The 23574-nt window shown below is 56.6% G+C and carries 23 protein-coding genes; 9 read left to right on the forward strand and 14 right to left on the reverse strand.

Annotated elements, in window-relative coordinates; all coding sequences use genetic code 11:
• Nucleotides 1–41: 41 nt before the first annotated feature.
• From EOI86_RS05520 to EOI86_RS05530, 3 genes are all read right to left on the reverse strand, one after another.
• Nucleotides 42–1199, reverse strand: a complete 1158-nt coding sequence (locus tag EOI86_RS05520; protein WP_127764102.1) for an HD domain-containing phosphohydrolase — start codon at nt 1197–1199, stop codon at nt 42–44.
• Between the two features lie 53 nt (nt 1200–1252).
• Nucleotides 1253–2428 (reverse strand): EAL domain-containing response regulator, encoded by a 1176-nt coding sequence (locus tag EOI86_RS05525; protein ID WP_127764103.1) that lies wholly within the window; start codon nt 2426–2428, stop codon nt 1253–1255.
• A 193-nt stretch (nt 2429–2621) separates the two neighbouring features.
• Nucleotides 2622–3794, reverse strand: coding sequence for an EAL domain-containing protein (locus EOI86_RS05530; RefSeq protein WP_161973709.1), 1173 nt, complete (start codon nt 3792–3794; stop codon nt 2622–2624).
• 114 nt (nt 3795–3908) lie between these two features.
• Between EOI86_RS05530 and EOI86_RS05535 the strand changes: the two genes are divergently transcribed.
• On the forward strand, nt 3909–4886 hold the full coding sequence (locus EOI86_RS05535; RefSeq protein WP_127764105.1) for a DNA-binding response regulator: 978 nt from the start codon (nt 3909–3911) through the stop codon (nt 4884–4886).
• Nucleotides 4887–4909: 23 nt separating this feature from the next.
• Here EOI86_RS05535 and EOI86_RS05540 read toward each other — a convergent pair whose 3' ends face one another.
• Genes EOI86_RS05540 through EOI86_RS05550 form a run of 3 tightly spaced genes read right to left on the reverse strand, consistent with a single transcriptional unit; the run spans nt 4910 to nt 9075 of the window.
• On the reverse strand, nt 4910–6163 hold the full coding sequence (locus tag EOI86_RS05540) for a response regulator (protein ID WP_127764106.1): 1254 nt from the start codon (nt 6161–6163) through the stop codon (nt 4910–4912).
• 54 nt (nt 6164–6217) lie between these two features.
• On the reverse strand, nt 6218–8221 hold the full coding sequence (locus EOI86_RS05545) for an ATP-binding protein (RefSeq protein ID WP_127764107.1): 2004 nt from the start codon (nt 8219–8221) through the stop codon (nt 6218–6220).
• Nucleotides 8206–9075, reverse strand: coding sequence for a phosphate/phosphite/phosphonate ABC transporter substrate-binding protein (locus EOI86_RS05550; RefSeq protein WP_127764108.1), 870 nt, complete (start codon nt 9073–9075; stop codon nt 8206–8208). Before EOI86_RS05550 ends, EOI86_RS05545 begins: the two co-directional genes overlap by 16 nt.
• A 309-nt stretch (nt 9076–9384) precedes the next feature.
• On the opposite strand from EOI86_RS05550, the gene paaA reads away from it, so the two are divergent.
• The 5 genes from paaA to paaE all read left to right on the forward strand — a co-directional run bounded on the left by paaA (nt 9385) and on the right by paaE (nt 13297).
• On the forward strand, nt 9385–10398 hold the full coding sequence (paaA, locus tag EOI86_RS05555) for a 1,2-phenylacetyl-CoA epoxidase subunit PaaA (protein WP_127764109.1): 1014 nt from the start codon (nt 9385–9387) through the stop codon (nt 10396–10398).
• Between the two features lie 92 nt (nt 10399–10490).
• The gene (gene paaB, locus EOI86_RS05560; RefSeq protein WP_127764110.1) at nt 10491–10775 is read left to right on the forward strand and encodes a 1,2-phenylacetyl-CoA epoxidase subunit PaaB; all 285 of its coding nucleotides are present in this window, start codon (nt 10491–10493) and stop codon (nt 10773–10775) included.
• 52 nt (nt 10776–10827) lie between these two features.
• The gene (paaC, locus tag EOI86_RS05565; RefSeq protein WP_127764111.1) at nt 10828–11586 is read left to right on the forward strand and encodes a 1,2-phenylacetyl-CoA epoxidase subunit PaaC; all 759 of its coding nucleotides are present in this window, start codon (nt 10828–10830) and stop codon (nt 11584–11586) included.
• 34 nt (nt 11587–11620) lie between these two features.
• The gene (gene paaD, locus EOI86_RS05570; protein ID WP_127764112.1) at nt 11621–12142 is read left to right on the forward strand and encodes a 1,2-phenylacetyl-CoA epoxidase subunit PaaD; all 522 of its coding nucleotides are present in this window, start codon (nt 11621–11623) and stop codon (nt 12140–12142) included.
• A 21-nt stretch (nt 12143–12163) separates the two neighbouring features.
• The gene (gene paaE / locus EOI86_RS05575; RefSeq protein WP_127764113.1) at nt 12164–13297 is read left to right on the forward strand and encodes a 1,2-phenylacetyl-CoA epoxidase subunit PaaE; all 1134 of its coding nucleotides are present in this window, start codon (nt 12164–12166) and stop codon (nt 13295–13297) included.
• 54 nt (nt 13298–13351) lie between these two features.
• Here the strand turns inward: paaE and EOI86_RS05580 are convergent, their stop codons facing one another.
• The 4 genes from EOI86_RS05580 to EOI86_RS05595 all read right to left on the reverse strand — a co-directional run bounded on the left by EOI86_RS05580 (nt 13352) and on the right by EOI86_RS05595 (nt 17698).
• The gene (locus EOI86_RS05580) at nt 13352–14551 is read right to left on the reverse strand and encodes a hypothetical protein (RefSeq protein ID WP_127764114.1); all 1200 of its coding nucleotides are present in this window, start codon (nt 14549–14551) and stop codon (nt 13352–13354) included.
• Between the two features lie 158 nt (nt 14552–14709).
• The gene (locus EOI86_RS05585; RefSeq protein ID WP_127764115.1) at nt 14710–15972 is read right to left on the reverse strand and encodes a reverse transcriptase domain-containing protein; all 1263 of its coding nucleotides are present in this window, start codon (nt 15970–15972) and stop codon (nt 14710–14712) included.
• 719 nt (nt 15973–16691) lie between these two features.
• Nucleotides 16692–16877 (reverse strand): HigA family addiction module antitoxin, encoded by a 186-nt coding sequence (locus EOI86_RS05590; RefSeq protein WP_127764116.1) that lies wholly within the window; start codon nt 16875–16877, stop codon nt 16692–16694.
• Between the two features lie 5 nt (nt 16878–16882).
• Nucleotides 16883–17698, reverse strand: coding sequence for a hypothetical protein (locus tag EOI86_RS05595; RefSeq protein ID WP_127764117.1), 816 nt, complete (start codon nt 17696–17698; stop codon nt 16883–16885).
• A 119-nt stretch (nt 17699–17817) separates the two neighbouring features.
• Between EOI86_RS05595 and EOI86_RS24875 the strand changes: the two genes are divergently transcribed.
• Nucleotides 17818–17970, forward strand: coding sequence for a 2Fe-2S iron-sulfur cluster-binding protein (locus EOI86_RS24875; RefSeq protein WP_205032072.1), 153 nt, complete (start codon nt 17818–17820; stop codon nt 17968–17970).
• 70 nt (nt 17971–18040) lie between these two features.
• Here the strand turns inward: EOI86_RS24875 and EOI86_RS05605 are convergent, their stop codons facing one another.
• Complete coding sequence (locus EOI86_RS05605) at nt 18041–18715, reverse strand: ZinT family metal-binding protein (RefSeq protein ID WP_127764118.1); 675 nt, start codon at nt 18713–18715, stop codon at nt 18041–18043.
• 506 nt (nt 18716–19221) lie between these two features.
• On the opposite strand from EOI86_RS05605, the gene EOI86_RS05610 reads away from it, so the two are divergent.
• Nucleotides 19222–20211 (forward strand): DUF3137 domain-containing protein, encoded by a 990-nt coding sequence (locus EOI86_RS05610; protein ID WP_127764119.1) that lies wholly within the window; start codon nt 19222–19224, stop codon nt 20209–20211.
• Between the two features lie 29 nt (nt 20212–20240).
• Here the strand turns inward: EOI86_RS05610 and EOI86_RS05615 are convergent, their stop codons facing one another.
• Nucleotides 20241–20705 carry a DUF3592 domain-containing protein gene (locus tag EOI86_RS05615; protein WP_127764120.1) on the reverse strand — a complete coding sequence of 155 codons (465 nt, stop codon included), beginning with the start codon at nt 20703–20705 and terminating at the stop codon, nt 20241–20243.
• Between the two features lie 274 nt (nt 20706–20979).
• Between EOI86_RS05615 and EOI86_RS05620 the strand changes: the two genes are divergently transcribed.
• Nucleotides 20980–21708, forward strand: coding sequence for a hypothetical protein (locus tag EOI86_RS05620; protein ID WP_127764121.1), 729 nt, complete (start codon nt 20980–20982; stop codon nt 21706–21708).
• A gap of 332 nt (nt 21709–22040) precedes the next feature.
• Here the strand turns inward: EOI86_RS05620 and EOI86_RS05625 are convergent, their stop codons facing one another.
• On the reverse strand, nt 22041–22250 hold the full coding sequence (locus tag EOI86_RS05625; protein ID WP_127764122.1) for a dodecin: 210 nt from the start codon (nt 22248–22250) through the stop codon (nt 22041–22043).
• A 457-nt stretch (nt 22251–22707) separates the two neighbouring features.
• The gene (locus tag EOI86_RS05630) at nt 22708–23517 is read right to left on the reverse strand and encodes a hypothetical protein (protein ID WP_127764123.1); all 810 of its coding nucleotides are present in this window, start codon (nt 23515–23517) and stop codon (nt 22708–22710) included.
• Nucleotides 23518–23574: the final 57 nt, after the last annotated feature.

The following is a 23574-nucleotide window of genomic DNA, read 5'->3' on the forward strand; positions in this document are numbered from 1 at the left end:
TCGTCGAGGTTCGGGACGTCTTCCCCAAAAAAAGGATGGGATCAGATGATCAACCGGCTGACCGTCGCCGGCTCTATGATCATCTTGTATTTCGGATGACGACGCAGTTTCGTGATATGCAGATGCGTCAGTTGGTGCCCTGCGGACAGAAGCAGCGTGCCGTCGGATGCGCAAAGGTCGGTTTCCAAGATATCCCCCGACATCAGCCGCGACGGCGGAAGTTCCAAGACCTCAACCTGATCCGTACCGCGGAAAGATGCGTCATGGTCCAGAATATCCTGAACGATCAGGACCACCGCGGGGTCGTACTCCTCCCCATCCATCGATAGGTTCCGGCACAATTCCGGGTCGGGTCGCATATTGGCCCCCATCGGGGTCACCGCGTTCAACACTTTCAGAATGCGGCTGCCCAAGGGAATTTTTTCACCCGCGATAGCATCGTCGGGATAGCCGGAACCATCGAAGTTTTTTTCCTGATAGCGAATGATACTGGCCACGCCACCCATGCGCGGCACCCATTTGATCAGGTCATAGGCGACATCCACATGACGCTCGATGAGCTCCTGCTCCTCGGTGGTCAGTTTCTGTTTCAACACGACTTTCTGGATGATGTCATCCGGGACGCTGATCCACCCGATCGACGACAACAATGTCGCGATCTTGATTTCCCAGTTGTTGATGGCACCCAGGGCTTCGTGCGTCTTTTCGGCCAAACCGCGCAGGCCGCAAACCCGTCCGAAGGCAATCGGGTTGGTTACTTCCATGACGTCGAGCAACACCTTGACGCTGCCGGCCAGCGTCCGTTCCATCAGGTCGCGTTCCAGACAGCGCAGGCGATGACGTTCGATGGCGCCTTTCAGCGTTTCCCGCAACTCGTCCATGGTGCAAGGCTTGTTCAAGAAGCGGTACACATGGCCTTCATTCACCGCTTTGACCGCGGTCTCCTGATCGTTGTTGCCCGTTAGCATGATGCGGGTCGGATCCGGATGCCGGACCGCGACGGAAGAAAGAAACTCTACGCCGTCCATACCTGGCATGCGCATGTCCGCGACGATTGCCGCATAGTTCGTGCCGCTGTTGATCATATCCAAACCGGAGGGACCGTCCTCGGCGCAATCCACGTCGAATTCGTTCCGCAATTGGCGGCGAATACCAGCCAGTAGCATCGGGTCGTCATCGACAAAAAGTATCTTTTCCATTGTTTCCTCCTTTAACAGGCATGTTCTAGGGCGCGCTCGCTCATCACGCCGGGTCAGACCACGGCGGGATGCTTGCGCAACCAATTCGCCAATTCATTGGCCGGGACGGGTTTCGAGAAGTGGTATCCCTGCATCTCGTCATAGCCCAAGGCGCGGACGAAATTGGCATGTACGTCGTCCTCGATTCCTTCGGCGATGGTCTTGATGCCAAGGCGATGGCCGAGCTCCCGCACGGCAAGAAGGACCGCACCTTCGGATGGGTTTGTCGTTGCTTTGGATACGAATTTCCGGGCGACTTTCAGGCAGTCCAAACCTAAGGATCGCAAAAAAGCGAAGGACACATAGCCCGTGCCAAAATCGTCGAGCGATAGACGAACGCCCATCTTCTTAATCTCGGCGACCGTGCCCGCTGCGGTTTTGTGTTGATGCAGTTCCAGGCCTTCGGTGATTTCCAGTTGGAGCGACCGAGGACTGAACCCCGTTTTTTTCAACACCCGCGAAACCGTATCGACCAAACGCGGGTCTCCGAACAGCACAGGCGAAATGTTCACCGATAACGGCATCTGCCGACCCTGTGTATCGCGCCAGTTCGTCCATGTGGCGCAGGCGGCGTTCAATGCCCATTCGGTGATCCAGATGATGTCCCCTGTCTTCTCCGCGGCCGGGATGAAAGCGGCGGGCGAAACCTGCCCAAGGGTCGGACTGTTCCAACGGATCAAGGCTTCGATGCTTTTGGTGTCGCCTGTGGCGGAACAAACACGGGGTTGGTAGACAAGGTTGAATTCCTTGTCCGCGTCCGCGCTGTTGAGAAACTCTGCCAAGTCGCGGCCATGCTTGGCGCGGGGCGTGGTACTGTTATCGCGATCCTTTAACTCAACACATTCATCGAGGACTTCAAGCAAGCGCTTTGCGTTGATTGGCTTTGCAAGGAACCGGTATACGGAAGCCCGATTGATCGCGTCCGTCATAATGTCTGCATCAATATAACCGGTCAGCAAAATCCGGGGAACATCCGGTGCTATCTTCTTGGCCTTTTCCAGAAACTCGAGCCCTGGCATGTCCTGCATGCTCATATCGCAGATGACCGCGCAGATATCGCCATGGTTTTGGAGCAGGGTGAGGCCCGTCTCGCCACAGTGTGTGGTCAGAACATCGAATTGGCGTCCCGCGATTCGATTGATCGCGTTCAGTGTCATGCGATCATTGTCCGCTGCGAGAATTTTATACATCGTCAGTGCCTCTTTGGGTCTCGATACAATCGATATAGAGGCCGGCGCAGGCCCGGCACATCCGCATTTGGGGGCGATTCAGATGAAAAGATTTTGGCGGGATACTGCTGTGGCTCGCATGGTGGTGGGGCGGATTCCGGTTGGTCCGCGTTTTAAAGCCAAATAAAGGTAATAAAGAGGGGGGATGCGCGGATCAGGCAGAAGCGCGGCTTTGAATCCAATGGGCAAGGTCGCCTTGCGCCAACGGCCTGGAGATATGGAAGCCCTGCATCTGGTCGAATCCGAGTTTCCGGATGAACTCGGCGTGCTGAAGGGTTTCGACACCGGCAGCGACGGTCTTGATGCCCATTTTGGCTCCCAGCTTCAGCATGGCTTGAAGGGTGGACACAGGGTCTTTTCCGGTCACCCGCCGTATGAATTTGTCGCCCCTTTGCAGGCAGGCTTGGTTTTCGACGGTCAATGTAGAATCGGGAAGTCCCTGATCGACAACACTGTCGATGTTGACACGGACGCCCAAGTCCCTGAGTGCGGCGGCGGTGGCGCTGGCTTTCTTGTTGCCGCAAAGACTGAGCCCTGCGGTCACCTCCAGTTCCAAACGGTTTGCAGGTATGCCGGCAACCCGGATTGCATTCGCGACCAATCCAATGAAGCGGGGATCGGTATAGCCCATCGGCGAGATATTGACGGAAACCGGGATCGCCGGACACCCTTGGTCGGTCCAGTCCCGTACGGCGTTACACGCGGTCTGCAGAGTCCAATCTGTAATCCATGCGATATCGCCGCTCTGTTCCGCGACGGGAATGAAGGTCGCCGGCGGGATGGCGCCCAATGCGGGGTTTTCCCAGCGTACCAATGCCTCGACGGCGCAGACGCGGCCCGACGCCGTGCAGATCCGCGGTTGGTAGAGCATGTTGAATTGCACGTCGGGATCGGTTTTCGACAAGGCATCGCGAACGTTCTCATCGTCGGAATTGCTGCTGAAACCGTGGCCGGGCGGCTTGTCGGCACCTGAAATTTGTCCGTCCAACAGGGCAAGAATTGTCCGGGCGTCGACTGGCTTTTCGACACAGTGCCAGAAAGGCGAACGCCCATCCATGCGCTGGGGCCTGACATCCGTCGTGGGGTCGACCATCAGCACGAAAGTCGCGTCCGGCACGACCTTGGCGGCTGCTTCCAAAAATTCAGGGCCGGACATGTTGCTTGCCTTGGTATCGCAGACCACCGCGCCGACCTTCGAGAAATCAGCCAACAGGCTCACAGCCGTCTCGCCGTCATCGGCGGTTAGGACATGGAAGTTGTCCTGAAGCATCCTCTTGGCGGATGCCAGGACCGACAGGTCGTATGAGACAACAAGTACCTTAAGCATTTCCGGCATCCCCAAGAACATTGTCTGAGGGTATATGCCTGGATCCGGACTTGACCTATCCGCATTTGGGGGCGAATTGATAGGGTGTTAATAAAGATGTTCTAACATACGAATATGATAGACAGCCCTAAGGTCACATTTGTCGATGATGACGCCGCCGTTCTTTCCGGTTTACGCCGGGCGTTAAGGGGCAGGCGGGATTCCTGGGACATGAAATTCTACCAGGACCCTGTCGTGGCCTTCGACGCTATGCGCGAAAATCCACCGCATGTCGCGGTCGTGGATATACGCATGCCGGTGATGGATGGTGTCGAACTCGCCAAACAGATACGCAGCGCAATACCATCGGTGCAAACCATCGTCTTGTCGGGGTCGACGGAGTTCGATGTCGCGGTGTCGATGATCAACGATGGAAATATCTTTCGCTTCTACGTTAAACCTTGCCCCGCGGAGCAATTGTCTGAGGGGATAGAGGCCGCACTGTCCAAGAGGCTGGCGCAATCCGAGGACGAGACTGCCATCGCCGGCGACGTCGGTGCCTCTGCATTGAACAATCTTCCCTTCGCGGTGCTTGTGACCAATAGCGATGGAAAGCTTCTGTTCACCAACCAGTCGGGCGGTGAGTTGATTGCAAACCATACGGGACTGACGGTCGATAACGCCGGCATTCTGCGGGCTACCCGGTCCGAGGATACTGAGCGCCTGCATGGCGCCATGCGCTCGGCCCGGGACACCAATCGCACCGCGGGATTGAGGTTGGAAGATGAAGACGGTGAGCCCATTCGGGCCACGATCCTCGCCAACGCCATGGGCTCGTCGGAAGACACGCGTCTATATCTGTATGTATCGCGGGATGGCACCGCACCCAATCCGACGCCGGATTTGATCGCGGCGCTATTCGGTCTGACCGTTTCGGAATCCCGGCTTGCCGCGGCAATGGCGCAGGGACTCAGTTTAGAGGAAGCGGCAGTGGAATGCGGCGTGACCAAAAGCACGGCGCGGACCTATTTGAAGAATATCTTTTCAAAGACGGGGGCGACGCGGCAGGCCGAACTCGTCCGCAAGATCCTGCTTTCGGTCGCATCCCGGTAGGTGACGCGGCGCGTCGCGCTGCGCTATCGCTTGGTGTTCTCTTGTAGTTCCTGCAACGCCTCGATCACCGCATCGCGCCAGATTTCGATGCGATCAAAGCACCCGGTCGCCGTCAGGTATTCTTCATCCAAACCCCGTTTGACCATTTCCTCCGGTCCCATATCCGGGCGGTCCAGCGCCCTGACCAGAAGTTGGGCGGCGTGGACGCAGGCCAAGACGTCGACGGAGCGCGGGATGTCGGGCACCAGCGTGTCGGACGGGTTATGGTGAAAGCAGACGGCTTCGATGATGTTTGGCGGAAAGTCCCAAAGGCCGACGAGGCGAGCGCCCAATTGTGCATGCGAGGCACCGAAATGGTCGGTCTCCGCTTCCGGCAGTGCGCTCCTGCCTTTTTCCACATCCGTCATGGCGGTATTGAATGCCTTGTTGTCGTTGACCTGTAGAACCAAAGTGCCGACATGGCAGAGAATGCCGGCGGTCGATGCCGCTTCCCTGTCCTCCACCGGAAGCTTCTCCACCCTGGCTATCCGTGCGGCCGCCGTGCCGATGGACAGCGATCTTTCCGCCAACCGCGCGACCACATTCTGTAATTCAGGTTTACGGTCGGCGATCTTGTGGAACTCGGCCAGGGTGGCCAAGGCTTTCACCGTCTCCAATCCCAGTAGTTGAACGGCCTGCTTGCAGTTGGAAATTCTGCTCGGCATGGAAAAACAGGGTGAGTTCGCAAGCCGAAGGATTTGTGCCGTCAGCCCCAGGTCGGACTCGACGATCTTGCCGACGGATGCCGCGCTGGATGTCGGCGAGTCTATTTCGGCCATCAGCGCGATAAAGGTTTTCGATGGGGATGGCAGTGATCTTAAACTGTCCGTCAGATGGCGGAGGCTCTCGGAATGCACGTTGCATCTAAGATTCAGCAGCCGGTGCAATATGTCGATCAGCAGATCGGGTTCGCAGGGTTTGGGCAGGAACTGATGGGCGCTGCCGACAGCCCGAAGAAGCATATCCTGCTCTGCATGGCCTGACAGTATGATGCGGACCGATTCAGGATGGCGGTGCGCGGCCTCGGCCATTACCGAAGCGCCGTCGACGACCGGCATTCGCATGTCGGAAATCACCGCGTCGATCTTGTGGGTGGCCATGTAGTCCAGCGCGGCCTGCCCGCCTTCCAGGAAGACCATATCCCAGATATCGCGTTTCTTGCGCAAATTTCTGCGAAGACCGTCAAGCACGTGGCCTTCGTCATCGACGAAGATGATCCTGGGAAGGCCTTGCGACATCGACTCCAACCGGCTGAAAATTTCCTAATAGCTCGAATATAGTGGAAACCTCAGCTAAGCAACAGCCGTCTCTTTGGGGGTGTCATTCCGGTCCGATGGCTTCTGTGCCTCAGTATTGCAGGGCAGGGTTATGACGAATTCGGTTCCGCCACCCTCCGGCGTTGTGACCTCGATCGTGCCATCGTGTTTGTCGCACACGATATTCCGGCAGATCGTCAAACCTTGGCCGGTGCCCTTTCCGGGCGGCTTGGTCGTAAAGAAGGGATCAAAAACACGGTTGCGGATTTCCTTCGGAATGCCGGGGCCGTTGTCTCGGACGATCAACGCTACCCGGTCGCCCCGGGTTTCCGTTTCGATTTCGATCCGGCCATGCTGTTTCGTTTTGTCGTCGTCGCCCTCATTGCCGCTTTCGATCGCGTCGGCCGCGTTGACGATCAAATTCACCAGCAACTGCGTAATCTGCCCGTCATTCGCCACGATGTCGGGCAGGTTCTGGTCCAGTTTTTCTTCCAGGTCGGCGACGTATTTCCATTGGTTCCGGGTGACGATCGCTGTGTTGCGGACCGCTTCGTTCAGACTGATCTTCTGTTTTTCGATCGCGCCGGGATGGGCATAGAATTTCACCGCGCCGATGATATCCCGGATGCGGCCTACACCCTCGATCGATTGGCTTGCCGCCGCGGGCATCTCCTCGCGCAGGTAGTCGTAGTCGGCTTTTTGAAGCCTTTGCTTGCTCGCGTCCTCCTTGCCGCAGGACTTGAGGTCTTCGCTCATCCCGTCGATGCATTCGAACAGGTCGCCGATGGAATCCGACAGGAAGCTTAAATTGTCGCCGACGAATTGGGCCGGGGTATTGATTTCGTGCGCAACGCCGCCCGCAAGGGTCCCCAGGCTTTCCAGCTTCTGCTTTTGCATCAGGTTGCGTTCCAGCTTGGCATTCTTTTCGGCTGCCGCGAACAGGTCCGTGACATCGGTTTCAACAAGCACGATTCCGCCATCGCGCATGGTTTCCTGGGTAGTCTGGATAATCCGGCCGTCGGACAGTTTCGTTTCCCAACGGCGGAAACGGTCCGGTCTTGCATGTCGTTCCATGCGCCCGGAACTCAGCTCATTCTCACCTTCCCGTTGGGGCGGCGGCGTCAACAGATGGCCTTCCAGCATCTCACGCAACGCGGGTAGGTGCCGGTAGTTCGCACCTTCCCGGACCAGTTTCTGGTCAAAATCAAACATTGTGCATAGGGCGCTGTTCACATGGACGACCGTCAGGTCGTGCTCCAACACCGCAACGCCTTGGGGCATGCTTTCGATAGCATCGTACAAGCGGTCCTCTGCCGCGGCGCGGCGTTCTTCGGCGAGGGCGCGGGCTTCTTCCAACCGGTGGGAATAATTCTGCAGAAACTCCGACATGATGTTGAAGCTGATCGCCGTTTGGGCCAGTTCGTCTTCGCCGCGGACTTCCGTTTGGACGCCGAATTCACCATTGGCGACCCGGTTCGCCGCTTTTTGCAGCCGGACGAGCTGTCTGGTCAGCATCTGGCCAAGCAACAGGCCGAAAACCGCGACGACAAGTATTTCCGCGCCCGCGACGCTCAACATCCACTCGCGCGCATCGGCAACGGTTTCCTTCAATCCGCTGGTGGACATGCCCAGTTCCACGCGGCCGAATGGCTTCCCGGCGACGACGATCGGGGACCAGACGTCCAGGCGATGGTCCTCATGCGCATCGGCAACCGACATATCCTGCTTGAAGGGCAGGGCCAGGACGTCATCCGGGCCTTCTTCCGAGATGACAGTGCCGTCCTCAAGCCGGACCCTGGCATAGTCGATCCCTGGGTTGGAAACCGCCTGGTAGACCAATTCCTCCAACGTCGCGATATCCAGAGAGACGGTCGCGTCGGCAGTCATCGTGGCCAGAAGCCGGCTGGCGGTCTGCGCCTGCTCGACGATCCTGTCTTCGTTAGAGGTTCGGATATAGTTGAGACTGCTGACGATGAGCACGGCCAGCATGAGGAATTCGATTGCCGCAATTCCCAGAACGGTTTTCAGCCGGAATGACATCGATTGCCCGTTTCATCCACGATTTGGGTTTGGGCCTTGTCCAAATGCAACGAACGGACATCGTCCCAATCCGCGTTTTTTCCATCTTCAAAGCCTAATATACCCAGATTTTTCAAAATGTCGCCGTCCGCTGCGGAAAGCGCCAACAGGGCTGCCTGGATGCCGTCCCGCAGGCCCGGATCCATGTCCTGCGCCACGGCGATCGCATGCGGCGTGTAGGGGGCGGTTTCGTAGAAGATATCCAGTTGATCCCGGATCTCCGGCGCCAGGGTGTTCCAGGTCCGCCGCACGCCGCCGCCCGCCTCGTACAGGCCAAGCGCTACGGCGCGATAGACGGAATCGTGGGATTTCACGTAATCGGCGGTGAAGTCGACACCTTCTTTCCGCAACTCGGCGCGCGGGATGACGCTGGCGCCGAAGGCGGCCGGACTGGGAAAGGCGAGTTTCGCGCCTTGCAACTGCTTCAGTTCCGTCTTCGGGCGATCCTTGCGGGTCACCAGCAAGCCTTTGAGTTTTTTGTCTTTTTGCCGTGCGATTGCCTCATACCCTGTCTCGTCGTGGAACACCACGTAGTGATACGGGTTCATATAGGCGATGTCGTAGGCGCCCTTCGCCAGGCAGGATTCAAAGGTGGGGATGTCTTTCGCGGTCGCGAATTCGATCGATCGACCGAGTTTCTCGGACAGGTATTGCGTCAACGGCAGCCAAACCCGGGCCAAGCGGCTGGCGGATTGCTGCGGAACCACGCCGAACAGAACCGTCTTCTCCGCCGCTAGCGCCCCATTGGCCCCAAATCCGGTATTCGCGAAAAGCGGCGCTACGATAAGTGCGGCGTAAAGAACGGCGCGTTTCATTCTCCTGGTCCTCCTGCGTTTTCACCCCGCGGCAGATGTATCGGAGGGAAGGGGGAAACCATACCCCCAAACAGGGATGATTTACCCCAGGTTGAGAAGAAATTGGATCCGGGAAATTGTCCGGCGGCGATTTTCCCGACAATTAATATGATACACTTTTTCCGTTGAAATTAAAAAAACCATATCATATTATCTGGGTAGGTGAGGTGAACAAACTGGCTGCGATGCCTCTGCCGCGTCGGACGCAAAGCGACGCAAAAGGATGGCGAAATCATCCGCGGCGAAAACCGGACGGGACGGAAACGCGACATGGCCTATACGATTGCAGAAAAGCCGGAAGAGGCGCGCGCCTTCGCCGCCGAAACCGCAAAGGATGAAGATCCGGCGAAGCGGACGGCATTCGACGAAAAGGTCGCCGCGGAAGGCAAGATCGAGCCGCGCGACTGGATGCCGGAGAAATACCGCAAAACGCTGGTTCGGCAGATTTCCCAGCACGCGCATTCGGAATATGTCGGCATGCTGCCGGAAGGAAACTGGGTGACGCGCGCGCCCAGCTTGCGGCGCAAGGCCATTCTGCTGTCGAAAATCCAGGACGAGGCGGGGCATTCCCTGTACCTCTACAGCGCGGCGGAGACCTTAGGCGTTTCCCGCGACGCGATGCTGGAAGCGCTGCATGACGGCCGCGCCAAATACAGCAGCATTTTCAACTATCCGACCCTGACCTGGGCGGATGTGGCGGCGATCGGCTGGCTGGTCGATGGCGCCGCGATCGTCAACCAGGTCTCCCTTCAGCGCTGTTCATACGGCCCTTACAGCCGCGCGATGGTGCGGATCTGCAAGGAGGAAAGCTTCCATCAGCGCCAGGGTTATGAAGCGATGATGGCGCTGGCCCAGGGCACGCCGGAACAGAAGAAGATGGCGCAGGAAGCGCTGAACCGCTGGTGGTGGCCGAGCCTGATGATGTTCGGGCCGAGCGACAAGGACAGCCCGAATTCCGAACAGAGCATGGCCTGGCGGATCAAGCGCGATTCCAACGACGATCTGCGTCAACGCTTCGTCGACATGACCATTCCCCAGGCCGACTATCTGGGCCTGACGGTGCCGGACCCGGAGCTGAAGCTGAACGCGGAAACCGGCCATTACGATTTCGGCGAAATCGATTGGGACGAGTTCTGGCAGGTCGTGAACGGCAACGGCATCTGTAACCGCGAGAGGCTGCAAAACCGGCGCGATGCCTGGGACAAAGGCGCCTGGGTTCGCGAAGCCGCGATGGCGCATGCGGACAAGAAAGCCGCCCGCAAACTGGCCGCCGCCGCCGAGTAACGGCGCCCGATTTTCAAACGAGTACAGTCACGGGTCGCCGAGTGCGCCCGCATATCGAAAAACAGACTGGCAGACAGGCAGGAGTGTATCCAATGTCGAAAGAGTGGCCCCTTTGGGAAGTCTTCACCCGCAGCAAAGCGGGGATGCATCATCGCCATGCCGGCAGTCTGCGCGCGCCGGACGCGGAAATGGCGCTGCAGAACGCACGCGACGTCTATACCCGACGCGGCGAAGGGGTCAGCATCTGGGTCGTGAAATCGGTCGACATCACCGCATCCGACCCGGACGACAAGGGCATGCTGTTCGACCCGTCGGACGACAAGATCTACCGCCACCCGACCTTCTACGACATCCCCGATGAAGTAGGACATATGTAGAGTCCGATAGGATCTGCATCGCATTGAATAAGAACGGATTTCAGGGATCGCTATGAATAAGGATCAACATGTCGAATTCCTGCTGCGGCTGGGCGACAATTCGCTCGTCCTCGGCCACCGCCTGTCGGAATGGTGCGGCCATGCGCCGGTGCTGGAAGAAGACATCGCCATGACCAATGTGGCGCTGGACCTGATCGGCCAGGCGCGGATGCTGTACAGCCATGCGGGCGAGATCGAGGGCAAGGGCCGGGACGAGGACGCCATCGCCTATCTGCGCGACGTGCTCGATTGGCGGAACTGCCTGCTGGTGGAACAGCCGAACGGCGACTTCGCCGATACCATGGCGCGCCAGTTCCTGTTCGATGTCTGGAATTTCGAAGTCTTCTCCGCGCTGACCAAATCGTCTGACGAACAACTCGCCGCCATCGCCGCCAAGGCGCTCAAGGAAATCTCCTACCACCGCCGCCATTCCGGCGACTGGGTCATCCGCCTGGGCGACGGGACGGAGGAGAGCCGCGCGAAGATGATCGCCGCGCTCGACCGGGTCTGGGGTTTCACGGACGAGCTGTTCCAGATGGACGATGTGGACAAGGCCGCGCTGGCGGCCGGCATCGGTGTCGATCTGGAAGCCTTGCGCCCGGCCTGGGAGTCCCATGTCGGCGCGGTGCTGGCCGAAGCGGGCCTGGAAAAGCCCAGCGTCACCTGGTCGGTCAAGGGCGGCCGCACCAAGGGGCACCACAGCGAGCATCTGGGTTTCCTTCTGGCCGAGCTGCAATTCATGCAGCGCGCCTATCCGAACAGCAACTGGTAGGCGCGGGGGCATGGGATAGGAAAGGCGGCAGGCGATGAACACCCATCCGATCACCGATCCGGCGCTTGGCGACCGAGCGGCCTGGGCCGTGCTGCGCGATGTGACGGACCCGGAGATTCCGGTCCTCACGCTGGAAGACCTGGGCGTCATCCGCGCGGTGGATGTGGACCTTGAACATCACAGCGTTCATGTGACCATCACGCCGACCTATTCGGGTTGCCCCGCCATGCAGACGATGGAAATCGATATCCGCGACCGATTGATGCGCGCGGGTTTCACCACGGTCGATGTGGAGACCGTGCTGTCGCCGGCCTGGACCACCGATTGGCTGACCGAGACAGGGCGCGAGAAACTGCGCGCCTATGGCATCGCCCCGCCGGCGAAAGGCGAAGGCGGCGGCAAGGCCGTGCTGATGGGGCATGACCCCGTGGTCGCCTGTCCGCAATGCGGATCGGAAGACACCAAGCCGATCAGCGAATTCGGCTCCACGGCCTGCAAGGCGCTTTATCGCTGCAATGCGTGTTTAGAGCCCTTCGACTATTTCAAGTGCATATAAAGTTCTGAGGAAACGAATCTCATGTCCAAGTTCCACCGCTTGAAAGTCAGCGACGTCCGCCGGGAGACCGAGGACACCGTCTCCATCGCCTTCCAGGTGCCGGACGATTTGCGCGCCGATTACAGCTTCATGCCGGGCCAGTATCTGACGCTGAAGGCGGATCTGGGCGGGGAAGACGTGCGCCGGACCTATTCGATTTGCAGCGCGGCGAATGAGTTCCAGGGCGGCGCGGGGGAATTGCGCGTCGCGGTCAAACGCGTCGATGGCGGGCTGTTCTCCTCCTACGCCAATGAAAACATCTCAGCCGGCGACGAGATCGAGGTCATGGTGCCGGACGGGCGGTTCACTGTTTCGCCGGACCCGGCCGCGTCGAAAACTTATGTCGCCTTCGCCTCGGGCAGCGGCATCACGCCGGTCATGTCGATGATAAAGACCGTCTTGGCGGCGGAGCCGGACAGCAGCTTCACGCTGTTTTACGGCAACCGGTCCACCGGCAGCATCATCTTCCGCGACGCGCTGGAGGATTTGAAGGACCGCTATCACGACCGCTTCACCCTGGTCCATGTGTTCAGCCGGGAATTCCAGGAAGCGCCGCTGTTCAACGGCCGTCTGGATACGGACCGCGCCGGGCAATTGCTCGATGCGCTGGTCGAGCTGGGCGATGTGGACAAGTTCCTGATCTGCGGCCCGGGCAGCATGATCGCCGACGTCACCGCCGCGCTGGAACAGCGCGATGTGCCGAAGGACAAGATCGGGTTTGAGATGTTTACCCCGGCCGACGGGTCTTCACCGCTCGCCAAGCCCGCCTCGGTCGGCGCCGCTGACGGGGCGGGGGACAGTGACGTCGCGGAACTTGCCGCGCCGGGTGCGGAAGCGGAAGTCACCGTCGTCATCGACGGCGCGCGCACCAAATTCGCGCTGGCGGGCGATGGCGACAACATCATGCAGGCCGCCCGGGACCAGGGCGCCGACGCGCCGTTTTCCTGCACCGGGGGCGTGTGCGCCTCCTGCCGCGCGCGGCTGAAGGAAGGCCGCGTGGAAATGGACGTCAACTTCGCCCTCAGCGACGAAGAACTCGCCCAGGGCTATATCCTCACCTGCCAGTCCCACCCCCGCACCACGCGGGTCGTGGTGGACTATGATGATGCGGTTTGAGAAGCGCGCTATTCGTATACTGTGACATAAAATTCTGCTACCTAAACTAAGTAGCTAAGAAGTTTCGCTTTTGCTTTTGTCCTGTGTCAGGTGCGCATGAAGCGTGATTTCAAATATCTTTTCTTCCGTCCCATCGACGGTACATATTGCTGATTTCAAGTCCGCAGTTGGTGCTTCATCCTCAAATCGCTGCAGAAAACTCTTGGCCACATAAGCGGCTAACTTTTGAGTTGGCCGTGTTCCCGGAACACTTATCCTCATCGTTCCGTTTCGGTCCATTTTTTCGTCAGGATCGCGAAACATGAAACTTACCTTCATCGCCATGGTTGCTCCAACATTCTTCGCTTGTTCAAAATGCCGCTTTGAATGTTCTTCAGCAAACATCGGTGCGGCCGCTTCATGTGAAATCAACATGCTAATCTCGAGCGCGAGAAGGCAAAGCACCTCAGCTTTGTCTTGTTCATGAGGTTGCCAAGCATTCCCACGTTTTCTGTTCCCGTGAAAATAAAACCCACGCATATCAACAAGGTGATCGATCACCCGATTCACTGTAGGCGACTGAGATAGCAATTTCTCAGTATCGGAGTTTCGTGGTCTCGTTGGCGGCGTGCGAACGCTGAGAGCTTCCGTGATTATTGCGTGCAAGTCCGGATTTGCCTTCAACGCAGCCTTTAACTGGACGGATTTGAACTTTCCATCGCCATACAGAGACTCGATTAACAGGAAAGAATAACGAAATGAATCGATGAATCTTTTTTCAGTCATCGCTTTTCGCGATGCAGCTACCAAAGTGGCTTCGAACTCTGGTGCCGGTCCGCTTTCGGCGGCCATCAATGCCATAGTGAGCATCGAGTAAGGTATTTCTAAAGTATGTTCAGCCTTACCCGTGCTTAGTTTCTCTATTTGGATTTCCCTTATCTCTTCGTCCGTTTCACCTTCGAAGGCTGTTTCAATTTCATCAATTAGTATTTCAGTATCAAAATAACATCGTAGGTAGGAGAAAGCCTTCTCGACCTGCATGCTAACAAACGGCAGCAAGGAATCGCGATCTGTGATTGAGGCTTTAGCCTTCCCGTGTTCATGCACCTCAAGCTTGGGGGAAAGGCTCAAAGGTTGACCAATGAAAGTGATTTTGAAGGCGATAATTTTTCCATCTTGGGAGACCGGGTTCAGTTGGCCGTCCAATATTGGAATCGGCCAGTAGTCTTCTAGACGGATTGGCTTGTCGAGTTTCAAAAGATAACAAATACGCATTCGGTATGTGCTTTCTGAAATTACGACGACGAAATTGTGACGACCGTTTTCGAAACTTCTTGGGCTGGAATTTCAGAATTCAGTTTCGTGTATTGGTAGATGAATTGAAAGGCATTTACTTTGATCTCATGCAATCAAGTCGCTGTGTAGACTTAATCCTAATGACTAACTTTCGGCCATTGAAAAGGTTCTGTCGGTAAGTCTCTTAGTGAGCTCACGCCAAGAAGTCTTCGACCGGAAATGACGGCTCTTGAGCGCGCATCAGTGTACGCGCCAATCAATTTTCGAACTTCGTTATCAACATGCGTGTCAAGGTTAACAAAAATATTGGAATCATTACAAAAACGATAGTGTTTTCCCCAACCGTGTACCGTCCCAGATATTCGCAGCATTGTTGGCACTAGTGCGAATTCTGGTTTGAATTTCTCTTCTGATCCCAGCATCTGTTTCGATGAGTCACTTACAATACTGTGAATTTTCTCTTTGAATTTTCCTACAGATTGCCCATCCGGGCGGATCAACCCGTTAATCATCTCAATTCCAAGAAAAACGAAGCCGTCCTTGAAATTTTGAACACCAAAACTCGATTTTTCTTTGGAAAAGTCCATACCTAAACCATCAAGATATTTCTTCGCATACCTGAACGTTCTAGAAACCTCCTTTTCACTTGGCCCCAGTATCAAAATGTCATCGATGTACCGAATACAGCGACAGGCTCCTTCGTTCATTGTTCGATCAAAATCATACAGTAGAATATTTCCCATCAACGGTGAGAGCGAGCTGCCTTGCGCTACACCAAGATCTTCTCGCGGGAATCGATTGGCGCCAACTCCGAGCTCGGACAAGTTCGACAACTCGACTTTTATGCATTCGTCGAAAAGAGCTAAAAAGTCGGGGTCCGGAACGGCATCTGATACAATTTTTTTGACGGTAGATTTCCTGATCCTTGTGAAGAAGGATTGGATGTCTGCACATCTGACAAATTCCATCCCTTCCGCTTTTGCATCGAGTGCCGCACGGATTGCAGCAGGCACCGCCGCTAGACTCTCGTCATCACGCTTCTTTACACCACCAAAGCTGTAAGGTGTTGAGGCATATGGCTTCAAATTCGCGTTAGCCAACAAATAATCCAGTACCGATCTCTGTATGATGCGGGTCTCAATCGGAGCTATAACAAGCGGACGAAAGTCCCCCGGATTTCGCTTGGGGATTTTTTTGCCTACGGCAGGCTGAAATACGTATTTGTCGGAACGTAGTTGCCTTTGCAGGCGGCGAATTTCTTTGTCGATTTTCAACGCATATTCGTCGACCTCGTCGCTCGTACGGCTAGAGCGCGATGACTTGCCATTTGCGTAAACCTGTCGCCACGCAGCCATAAGCGCGGCCTGCGTCGTCACGGATTTGAATGCCTTGCTTTTCATTCGGTCCTGGGGGCCCTGTTGGTCGCTTACCCGTCCGACCGTGCGCTAAACTCTGCCGAGGTGCCAACTGGCCCTTTCGGAAGCTCCGCGACAAGGACGTTCGCCCTTATGGCGGCGCTGCACTTAACCTCAAGATCACTGGGAAGCCCAGTCAGCCAGAGGCCAAACGCCAAAGTCACTCCGAGCGAATACCGAAACCAGTCCAGTAGCCCGGCCCGCGCCAGCAAACTGGCACGTTTTTGCATCGATCATCCATCAGCTTCTCCTTTCAAAACTGTACCCTTTTTGGGTGCAGAGGCAAGCCGGTGGCGATCTATCGCCCTCCACCCGCGCCTCTTGAAAAATGCCGACCAGCCGCCCCAACAGGTCCCCTCGACGGAGAAAGCAACGGCTATGGTCGTACCGGACGGGTGGGCGCTAAACTCTGCCGAGGTGCCAACTGGCCCTTTCGGAAGCTCCGCGACAAGGACGTTCGCCCTTATGGCGGCGCTGCACTTAACCTCAAGATCACTGGGAAGCCCAGTCAGCCAGAGGCCAAACGCCAAAGCCTAACCAACTAAATATTGTTCCGCGCGAGCGAAATTTCAAGGACTACGGTCAATATCTTGATTATTTTAACTATAGGTAGCAGGTAAGGAGATTGTGTGTCGGGTTACGGTGACGGTAACCCAAACACTATGGAGTTACGGTAGCAGTAACCAAAATAGGATTGCACCTCGTCAGGCCGTTGCATCCGATAAAGGCTCGACCTGTCTGTTGATATCACGGCCGCTTTCCGCCGATGCGCGGGACAGGTCGTGGGCGAATTGCAGGTTCATCCAGAATTCGGGCGTGGTGCCGAAGCATTTGGCGAGGCGCAGAGCCGTGTCGGCGGTTATGCCGCGCCAACAATAAGTCGACAGCATCCGTCTCAATCACATTGCATGTGCCGACAGACGGTTTGCTTGAAGGCGCGTACACGCTCTTCGGCAAAGCGGATGCCGCCATTGACGCGGAAGTCGACGAACGAAACTTTCGCCATCACATGCGAAGAAAGCACGGTGTAGTAGTCGCAAAAGAAATTCGGCTTGGCATTCTCCGGAGTGCGATAGCACCTAATCTTCCTAATCAGGTCGCCGGGTTTTCCGAAATAGACTTCGCTGGTCCCCAGAGTATCGTGCCGCTTTAATGTGCCATAGTCGCCGATATACGGCTCATAGTCTCGCGGATGAAAAATTGCTGAATCGTAAGCGACTGGTTTAGACGTTGAAATTGCACCTTCTGTGAGAACGGAGCGAAGTTGGGTCGACGGACTCTTCAAATCGGTGTTTCCATTCCGTCGCGCAGCGACAAAGCTCTCGTTCAGCCGAGCAAGTGCAACACTGTAAGGCTCGCCGGCGGGATAAGTCAGGACGATGAAGATTGTATCTGCTTCGATCTCTGACGGAAGCTCAACAACCTGCTTTTCTGAATGGTGGCTGGTGAGGTAAATGTAAGCCCTCGGTAGATTGAACACGGCTAGAGGCGCCGCTTCAGTCTCGCCCCTCGGCATCGGCATCGTAATTTTTATTAAGTCCATCTCGGTCGTGAAAAAGAATCCGTTCGGAATATCACCCATTCCGGGGATTCGGGTCGCCTGTGAAACGCTCGAAGAAACTAAAAGGACAGCCAACGCAAGTTGGCTGACCAGGAACGTTTTGCCACACCACCAAGCAGGGCCAATTGTGTCAGAGGCCAAGTTTGCCATTCAGATTACCCTGTCTTCCTGCAGCCGATGCATCTCTATGATGCCGACTTGTTCTTCCAAGGTCTACTCTGACGGCACCTTCGTTCTCAACTGGCAGGCTGCCCGCGACCAGGGCGTCGATGCGCCGTTCTCCTGCACGGGGGGGCTGTGCTTCCTGTCGCGCGCGGCTGAAGGAAGGCCGCGTGGAGATGGTCGTCAACGTCGTGCCCGGCGACGAAGAACGCGTCCAAGGCTATATCCTCACCTGCCAGTCCCACCCCCGCACCGGTTGAAACCGATGCAGGGGCAGTGTGCCTGTGTCGCATCCCGTAGGGGCGGTGAGGCGATACGATTACAGTACGGTCAGTGTGCCATCATCGCGTGGACGATATCGTCGCCATTCATGGATGACGGGTAATAGGTCGGCCAATTGGTCACTTCTTCCAGAAGCGCCGCGCGGTCGTCGCCCCAGTAAAGGTGATAGTGGTCGGCCTTTTCCGGCGCGATGCGGTGATCGCTGAACTGAATGAACTGAGGGGCCTCGCTGTCGCCGGCCGTTTTCTTGAAGATGAACCGCACGCCGCGATTTCCCTTCTTGTAGGTCAGGACCTCATAGCCGTCCGCCGCATACTGGCCTTGGACGGATTTGCCATCTTTGTAGAAGGCGACGCTGCCGGGACCGATGACGATGCGGTCGACATCCGTTCGATAGCCGATTTCGTAATAGGCGCGGTATTCCTCGGCGGTTTTTTTGCCATGTTCCGCCTTGTGTTCCATGACCGGGTCCAGGGTGCCGTCCTGCAAATAGGGATAGACGGATTGCCAATCGCCTTCCCAATCCGACAGGGACCGTTCCGCGATTTGGCTGTCCTTGAAATAGCCTTTGTAGACGTCGTTGTCGTGATTGTGCGCATGGTTATGCGTTGAGGAGCCGGCGGCGATTTGTATGCCCTGCATTTGCGCGGCGCCATTCGTCGCGAACAGCATCGTGATGGCCATGGCCAGCGCGCCGACAGTTTTCCTGAACGTTGCTTGCATTTCTTTTGACCACTCCTTGTGTCGATCTTGGATTTCTGGGTTTAGTGAATTTGTATGTAATAACATAACATACATGGGGCGCGTGATTTAACGCAGTCTTTCGCGGCGCACAATCGGATTTTAACCGAGCCCCCGATTTGGCGGTGGGCGCATGTTATTGGGGGGACGTTATTGCGCGCATGTTGTTGGGCGCATGCCATGCGCGGCTGAAGGAAGGCCGGGTGGAAAGGGACGGTCAACGTCGCCCTCAGTGGCGAAGAACGCCCAGGGCTACATCCTCACCTGCCAGTCCCACCTGCGCACGACGCGTGTTGTGGTGGACTATAATGATGCGGTGTAGGTAGGTTACGCGGAACCTAGCGTCACCCGGTTACTGCCAGAAAAGCGGCGGAAAAACGGACGCAATAATCCTTCCAGTAGTGCATTTTTGACTTGAACCTGCATATTGTCCGAAAGGGGTGGGGCAACTGCGGCGTTTAATACCGCGTGATCGGGAGTCGGAACAAATGACTGTTGAGTTCAAGCAATTCTACAAGAATAGGATTGCGCCATTGGTTGAGGAGGCGGAGGCGAAGACGCGCGGATTGCGCGGGAAGCGCAGACCATTGGCCGCTGCCGTCGCCGGGGCGTGGTTGGTTGCCGCGGGGGCGGGGATTTATGCCCTGCACGAGGGGCAGCCAATGTTGGTGATTATCGCGCTTTGTGTCTTCGCGGTCTTTGGCGGGCTGGTCCTTTTCGGCGCGATCGGGCGTGACGGGAGCGCCGGTTTCGCCAAGGAATTTGCCGGGAAGATCGCCGCGCTTTTGACGGAAAAGGGGTTCGGCGGCGACTTCATTGCAAACCCCGATGATGATCATGTGCGTTATGGCGTTTTGGCGGATTTGGGCGGCTTGAAGAAACTGGCCAAACCGCGTCTGACCTACGGATTGTCGGGAATCTGGAACGGCCGGGCCTTCCGTTTGCTTCACCTTCATTCGTCGAGCCGGGGCAGCTACAGCTCAAGCGAGAAAATGAGCGGTACCCCGTATCATTCGGTCTCGTTCAACGGCGTCGTTCTTGAAGTCGATTTGCCCGCAGCAACGCCGGCTATCGTCATTCGAGAGCGGGACTTCTTGAAAGATCTTCTGTCCAAACAGCCCGACGGTTTCGAGTTGCAAGACTTTACGGCCGGCGTGGCTGAATTTGATGATCGCTTTCAGGTGCGTACAGATAACCCCGATGCCGCGAAAGACTGGATTACGCCCGAGTTCGCGCGGGCCTTCGCGGCGATTCAGACTGACCTGTTGGCCGCCGCCGATACGATAAGCGCCGCGTTTTTCGAGGGTCGGTTCTATTTTTCCGCGACCCGGGCCGGCATGAATATCCTGTCAGATCTGGAGCCGCAGCTAAAACTTGAAAGCGTTCTTTCATATGAAGAGCGCGCTGAGAGGGCCTATCAGGAACTCTGCCTGCCCTGCGGCGTTCTTGCGCGATTGCCGCTTGGACCGACCGGTTAGGGTACGGCGGTCGCGGGCGCTAACAGACCTTAGCGGAAATAGGCGGTCCAAGAAGTAACGCTCAATACGGCAAATACGGCAAGTATAATCGTCAATCTCTTAACTCCCCGATGATAGCCATCCACACCGACAAGGGTCGATATTTCAGGTGCTTGCGGGTCGTACACCACAGTGTAATGCGCCCCGACCTCCAGGTAATCCTGGTATTCCTTACCCACATTCTCCGATTCAGTGATCAATTGTCCGGTTTCCGTCATGTATTCATATTCGACCATATATGACGTTGGCCCCGATCGGTCGCTCGGATTGTCCGTGGTAGCCATGCTGCTGCTGCCGGTTGATGTTTCCTCATATTTTCTAAGAATTTCGGCCTCGGTCGTTACACCTCTGGCGTTCAAATTGTCTGAATTCACAAAATTGTGGTAATACAGAAACACAAAAAGGGCGGTCAGAGCCGTGAATATTATGCCGAAACCAAGAAAGACGCCGTTCATTTCTCATCCCATTCAAATCACAAAAGCAGGCAATGCAGGCAGGTTTCTGGCAAGCCATGCAGTGTCATGCTATGTGCGGTTTTAAGCCCAGATCATCAAAAAAGCTTTGTTGATGGCGTTTTCTGGCAGATAAAATCCCATCGGAAAGTGACGGTACGCACATAGTTATCATTCAGGAGTGGTAATTATGACCCTCCGTTTATGATTGCGTCACGTTTATGATTGCGTCATTAGCCGCCGCATAACTTTTTTCTTGATGCTGGAGACCTGTGAATTGTTGAAAACCCATTTATCGATTTTGGCCGTTTTTATCCTGCTCGCGATTCCGGTTTATCTGATTGATCGTTGGTTGCTGATGCCGCGGGGTGGTGGAAGTTTCCTTGACTTGAGCGGCTTGTTCTTCTGGCTGTATGTGGGCTTTGCGGCCGTTCACGTCGTTGTCAGTTCTCTGGGCTTCTTTCTTTTTCGGCCAGGCAGCATGGTGGCTTTGCATGTCTTGGCTGTATTGGTTTCTATCCTTGCGCTGGGACTTGGCATCTACGCGGTTGAGAGCTACAGCAGCATGAAAACCAGGGAGGCCCATCAAGAAAAGATGAGCGCCCGCGAAAAGCTGTACGATACCGTTGTACTTGAAAAATGGTGGTATGCGCCTGAGGAGGCGGATCCGCAGGCCGTCTACATGGAAGTGTCATTCAAAAGAGGCGGCCGCTTTTCCGGCAGCATGTCGGCGCGGGGACCGGATGAGGATTCGCTCATCAAGTTTTGGGCGGAAATGGACAGGCAAGTGTCTGTTGGGCCCGGTGACCGGCAGATCTTCAAGATGCCCGTTCAACGAGACCAGCCGGGCCGGGCAGACTACGTTATTTTCTGGCTGTATCTGTTCCCTGAAACACCGCAGCTGACAGACAACCATATAACGAAAAGGTATAGTCCCGAGATCGATCTGAAAGATGACGGCAAGGTGATGTATGCCGTCTTACCGGAGCGATCGGCCGCGCCCTGAGGCATGCCGCGTTACGGTGGCCCCCCTTTTGGACAAGGGCGCGGTAGACGTATAGCGGTCGATGCGCGACGTGCCTGTTGGCCGAGAGGCAGAGAGGGCGAGGGGGAGCATGAATTCCTCTTTCAGGATTTCGCCCAGATGTGTCTTGATGCGCGCCATCGGTTTCTATCCTTGGGACTACCGTGACTGAATTTGATGACAGTTTGCTCTTCTCTTTGGCCCAACGGCCATCGATCATAGACACAGATTACATCTTCAGCGGCATTCTGTACTGCTCCCCACGCCCCCTGCCTGGTCGGGCGAGGGGGCGCCCATAAGGGGCAGTAGGCCGCTTAACTTTCGTACCGGAAGCCGAGTTTCAGGGTCACTTGGTAATGGCCGACTTTTCCGTCCACGATGTGGCCGCGTGTTTCGATCACTTCGAACCATTCGACGTTTCTAAGTTTTTTCGACGCCGTGGCGATGGCGTTCTCGATCGCATCCTCGATGGTTTTGTCCGAGGAGCCGACAATCTCGCTAATGGAATATACATTGTTGCTCATTGGGCTTTCTCCATGGTTTTGGGCGACGGATTTCATCCTCCGTCGTGTGGATTGATATGCCTTATTAACGCGGCCCAACCAGGCCGGTTGCGATGTGCCCCCGCAATACGGGGTGGGCAGCGCGGTGCCGCGTCTCATGGCACGGCATCAAGTCCGGCAGGGCTTCACGCGGCGACAGGTTCCAATCCGATCTCGTGCCCCTAAACGTCCTTGGGCGCCCTGTGTGGAACGGCCCCGCCGATTGGGAGGGCACTCCACCGCACGCCGCGGATCGATAGGATCAATGTTGGTGTCCACGCCCGCCGATGCAAGGCCCGGCCCGGTCTTGTGGAGAGGTCAAGGACGTAAGCCATCGCGCTGAAAGGCGCACGACTTGCCTGCGCTTTCCCCACCCGAAGCGTCCAAGCCGAAGATCGGCGCATAACCGGCAGGCCCCGTCATGCGGTGGCCGACCGTGCTACCTGTAGCGTCTTATCCTGAGGAGAAGGTTCAGCAGATAGATAAAGACGAAGAGGGAGATATAGAGTTCCTGCAGTTCCTGATAGTCGCGCGTGGTCATGACATAAGGGCCGGTGACGCTGATGTCGAACCAGAGCTGAATTCGCTCGGCGAGGCGCGGCAGGAACACGATCAGGCTGGTGGGGACCAGCGCCCGCGTCGGCATCAGCCAATCGACGAACGGATACTTGTCCAGAAACTTCAAGCCAGAGCGGAACAACGGTAAAAAGAACCCGAAGATCAGAATGATGAAGGTGGCAACGGCCCTGGGTTTCTGATCCAGGGTATTCTCCGCCACATTGTGCAGGTTGGTTTCGCCCTGTTTGTTGATGTCGGACAGCCATTCCGGCGTATGCCAGCCGAAGAAATGCTGTCCCCAGCTCCACTCCTCGCCGGCGACGAACATCGCGACGGCGAAAAGAGAGTAAAAAGAACCGCGCAGCCAGGCGACGGGGATGAGGCGTTTCTGCCGTGCCAAGACGAAGGCCAGCACGGCGGCGAGGACGAAGACGCTCGCGGTGATGTTTTCGCCCGGTCCTGTTTCGCTGCCCGCCCACCAGACGAACAGATCCCGATCGATCAGCAAAAAAACCACGCTGGCCAGCAGGAGCGTGACGGGAAGACCGAACCATACAACGGGTGGCACCGGGGTATCGCTTTCGGCGAAGACCGTGCCTTGGTATTGCCCGCGCAAGGGGTCGAAGAGTTTAACGAAAAGCATGCCTGTATAACCGGTGGATTTGTAAAAGGGGATGCCCAAATCGGTCATCAAGCCCGCCCACCAACAGGAGCGGGAGGGGTGACGACGGTACCAGCGTGACCATCG

The sequence above is a fragment of the Hwanghaeella grinnelliae genome (assembly GCF_004005845.1).
GTDB lineage: Bacteria > Pseudomonadota > Alphaproteobacteria > UBA8366 > Aestuariispiraceae > Hwanghaeella > Hwanghaeella grinnelliae.

What these genes read in the sequence shown, in the direction of transcription:
- EOI86_RS05520 (WP_127764102.1), bottom strand. Translation starts at nt 1,199, where the DNA reads ATGGAAAAGATACTTTTTGTCGATGACGACCCGATGCTACTGGCTGGT.
- EOI86_RS05525 (WP_127764103.1), bottom strand. Translation starts at nt 2,428, where the DNA reads ATGTATAAAATTCTCGCAGCGGACAATGATCGCATGACACTGAACGCG.
- EOI86_RS05530 (WP_161973709.1), bottom strand. Translation starts at nt 3,794, where the DNA reads ATGCTTAAGGTACTTGTTGTCTCATACGACCTGTCGGTCCTGGCATCC.
- EOI86_RS05535 (WP_127764105.1), top strand. Translation starts at nt 3,909, where the DNA reads ATGATAGACAGCCCTAAGGTCACATTTGTCGATGATGACGCCGCCGTT.
- EOI86_RS05540 (WP_127764106.1), bottom strand. Translation starts at nt 6,163, where the DNA reads ATGTCGCAAGGCCTTCCCAGGATCATCTTCGTCGATGACGAAGGCCAC.
- EOI86_RS05545 (WP_127764107.1), bottom strand. Translation starts at nt 8,221, where the DNA reads ATGTCATTCCGGCTGAAAACCGTTCTGGGAATTGCGGCAATCGAATTC.
- EOI86_RS05550 (WP_127764108.1), bottom strand. Translation starts at nt 9,075, where the DNA reads ATGAAACGCGCCGTTCTTTACGCCGCACTTATCGTAGCGCCGCTTTTC.
- paaA (WP_127764109.1), top strand. Translation starts at nt 9,385, where the DNA reads ATGGCCTATACGATTGCAGAAAAGCCGGAAGAGGCGCGCGCCTTCGCC.
- paaB (WP_127764110.1), top strand. Translation starts at nt 10,491, where the DNA reads ATGTCGAAAGAGTGGCCCCTTTGGGAAGTCTTCACCCGCAGCAAAGCG.
- paaC (WP_127764111.1), top strand. Translation starts at nt 10,828, where the DNA reads ATGAATAAGGATCAACATGTCGAATTCCTGCTGCGGCTGGGCGACAAT.
- paaD (WP_127764112.1), top strand. Translation starts at nt 11,621, where the DNA reads ATGAACACCCATCCGATCACCGATCCGGCGCTTGGCGACCGAGCGGCC.
- paaE (WP_127764113.1), top strand. Translation starts at nt 12,164, where the DNA reads ATGTCCAAGTTCCACCGCTTGAAAGTCAGCGACGTCCGCCGGGAGACC.
- EOI86_RS05580 (WP_127764114.1), bottom strand. Translation starts at nt 14,551, where the DNA reads ATGCGTATTTGTTATCTTTTGAAACTCGACAAGCCAATCCGTCTAGAA.
- EOI86_RS05585 (WP_127764115.1), bottom strand. Translation starts at nt 15,972, where the DNA reads ATGAAAAGCAAGGCATTCAAATCCGTGACGACGCAGGCCGCGCTTATG.
- EOI86_RS05590 (WP_127764116.1), bottom strand. Translation starts at nt 16,877, where the DNA reads ATGCTGTCGACTTATTGTTGGCGCGGCATAACCGCCGACACGGCTCTG.
- EOI86_RS05595 (WP_127764117.1), bottom strand. Translation starts at nt 17,698, where the DNA reads ATGGCAAACTTGGCCTCTGACACAATTGGCCCTGCTTGGTGGTGTGGC.
- EOI86_RS24875 (WP_205032072.1), top strand. Translation starts at nt 17,818, where the DNA reads ATGCGCCGTTCTCCTGCACGGGGGGGCTGTGCTTCCTGTCGCGCGCGG.
- EOI86_RS05605 (WP_127764118.1), bottom strand. Translation starts at nt 18,715, where the DNA reads ATGCAAGCAACGTTCAGGAAAACTGTCGGCGCGCTGGCCATGGCCATC.
- EOI86_RS05610 (WP_127764119.1), top strand. Translation starts at nt 19,222, where the DNA reads ATGACTGTTGAGTTCAAGCAATTCTACAAGAATAGGATTGCGCCATTG.
- EOI86_RS05615 (WP_127764120.1), bottom strand. Translation starts at nt 20,705, where the DNA reads ATGAACGGCGTCTTTCTTGGTTTCGGCATAATATTCACGGCTCTGACC.
- EOI86_RS05625 (WP_127764122.1), bottom strand. Translation starts at nt 22,250, where the DNA reads ATGAGCAACAATGTATATTCCATTAGCGAGATTGTCGGCTCCTCGGAC.
- EOI86_RS05630 (WP_127764123.1), bottom strand. Translation starts at nt 23,517, where the DNA reads ATGACCGATTTGGGCATCCCCTTTTACAAATCCACCGGTTATACAGGC.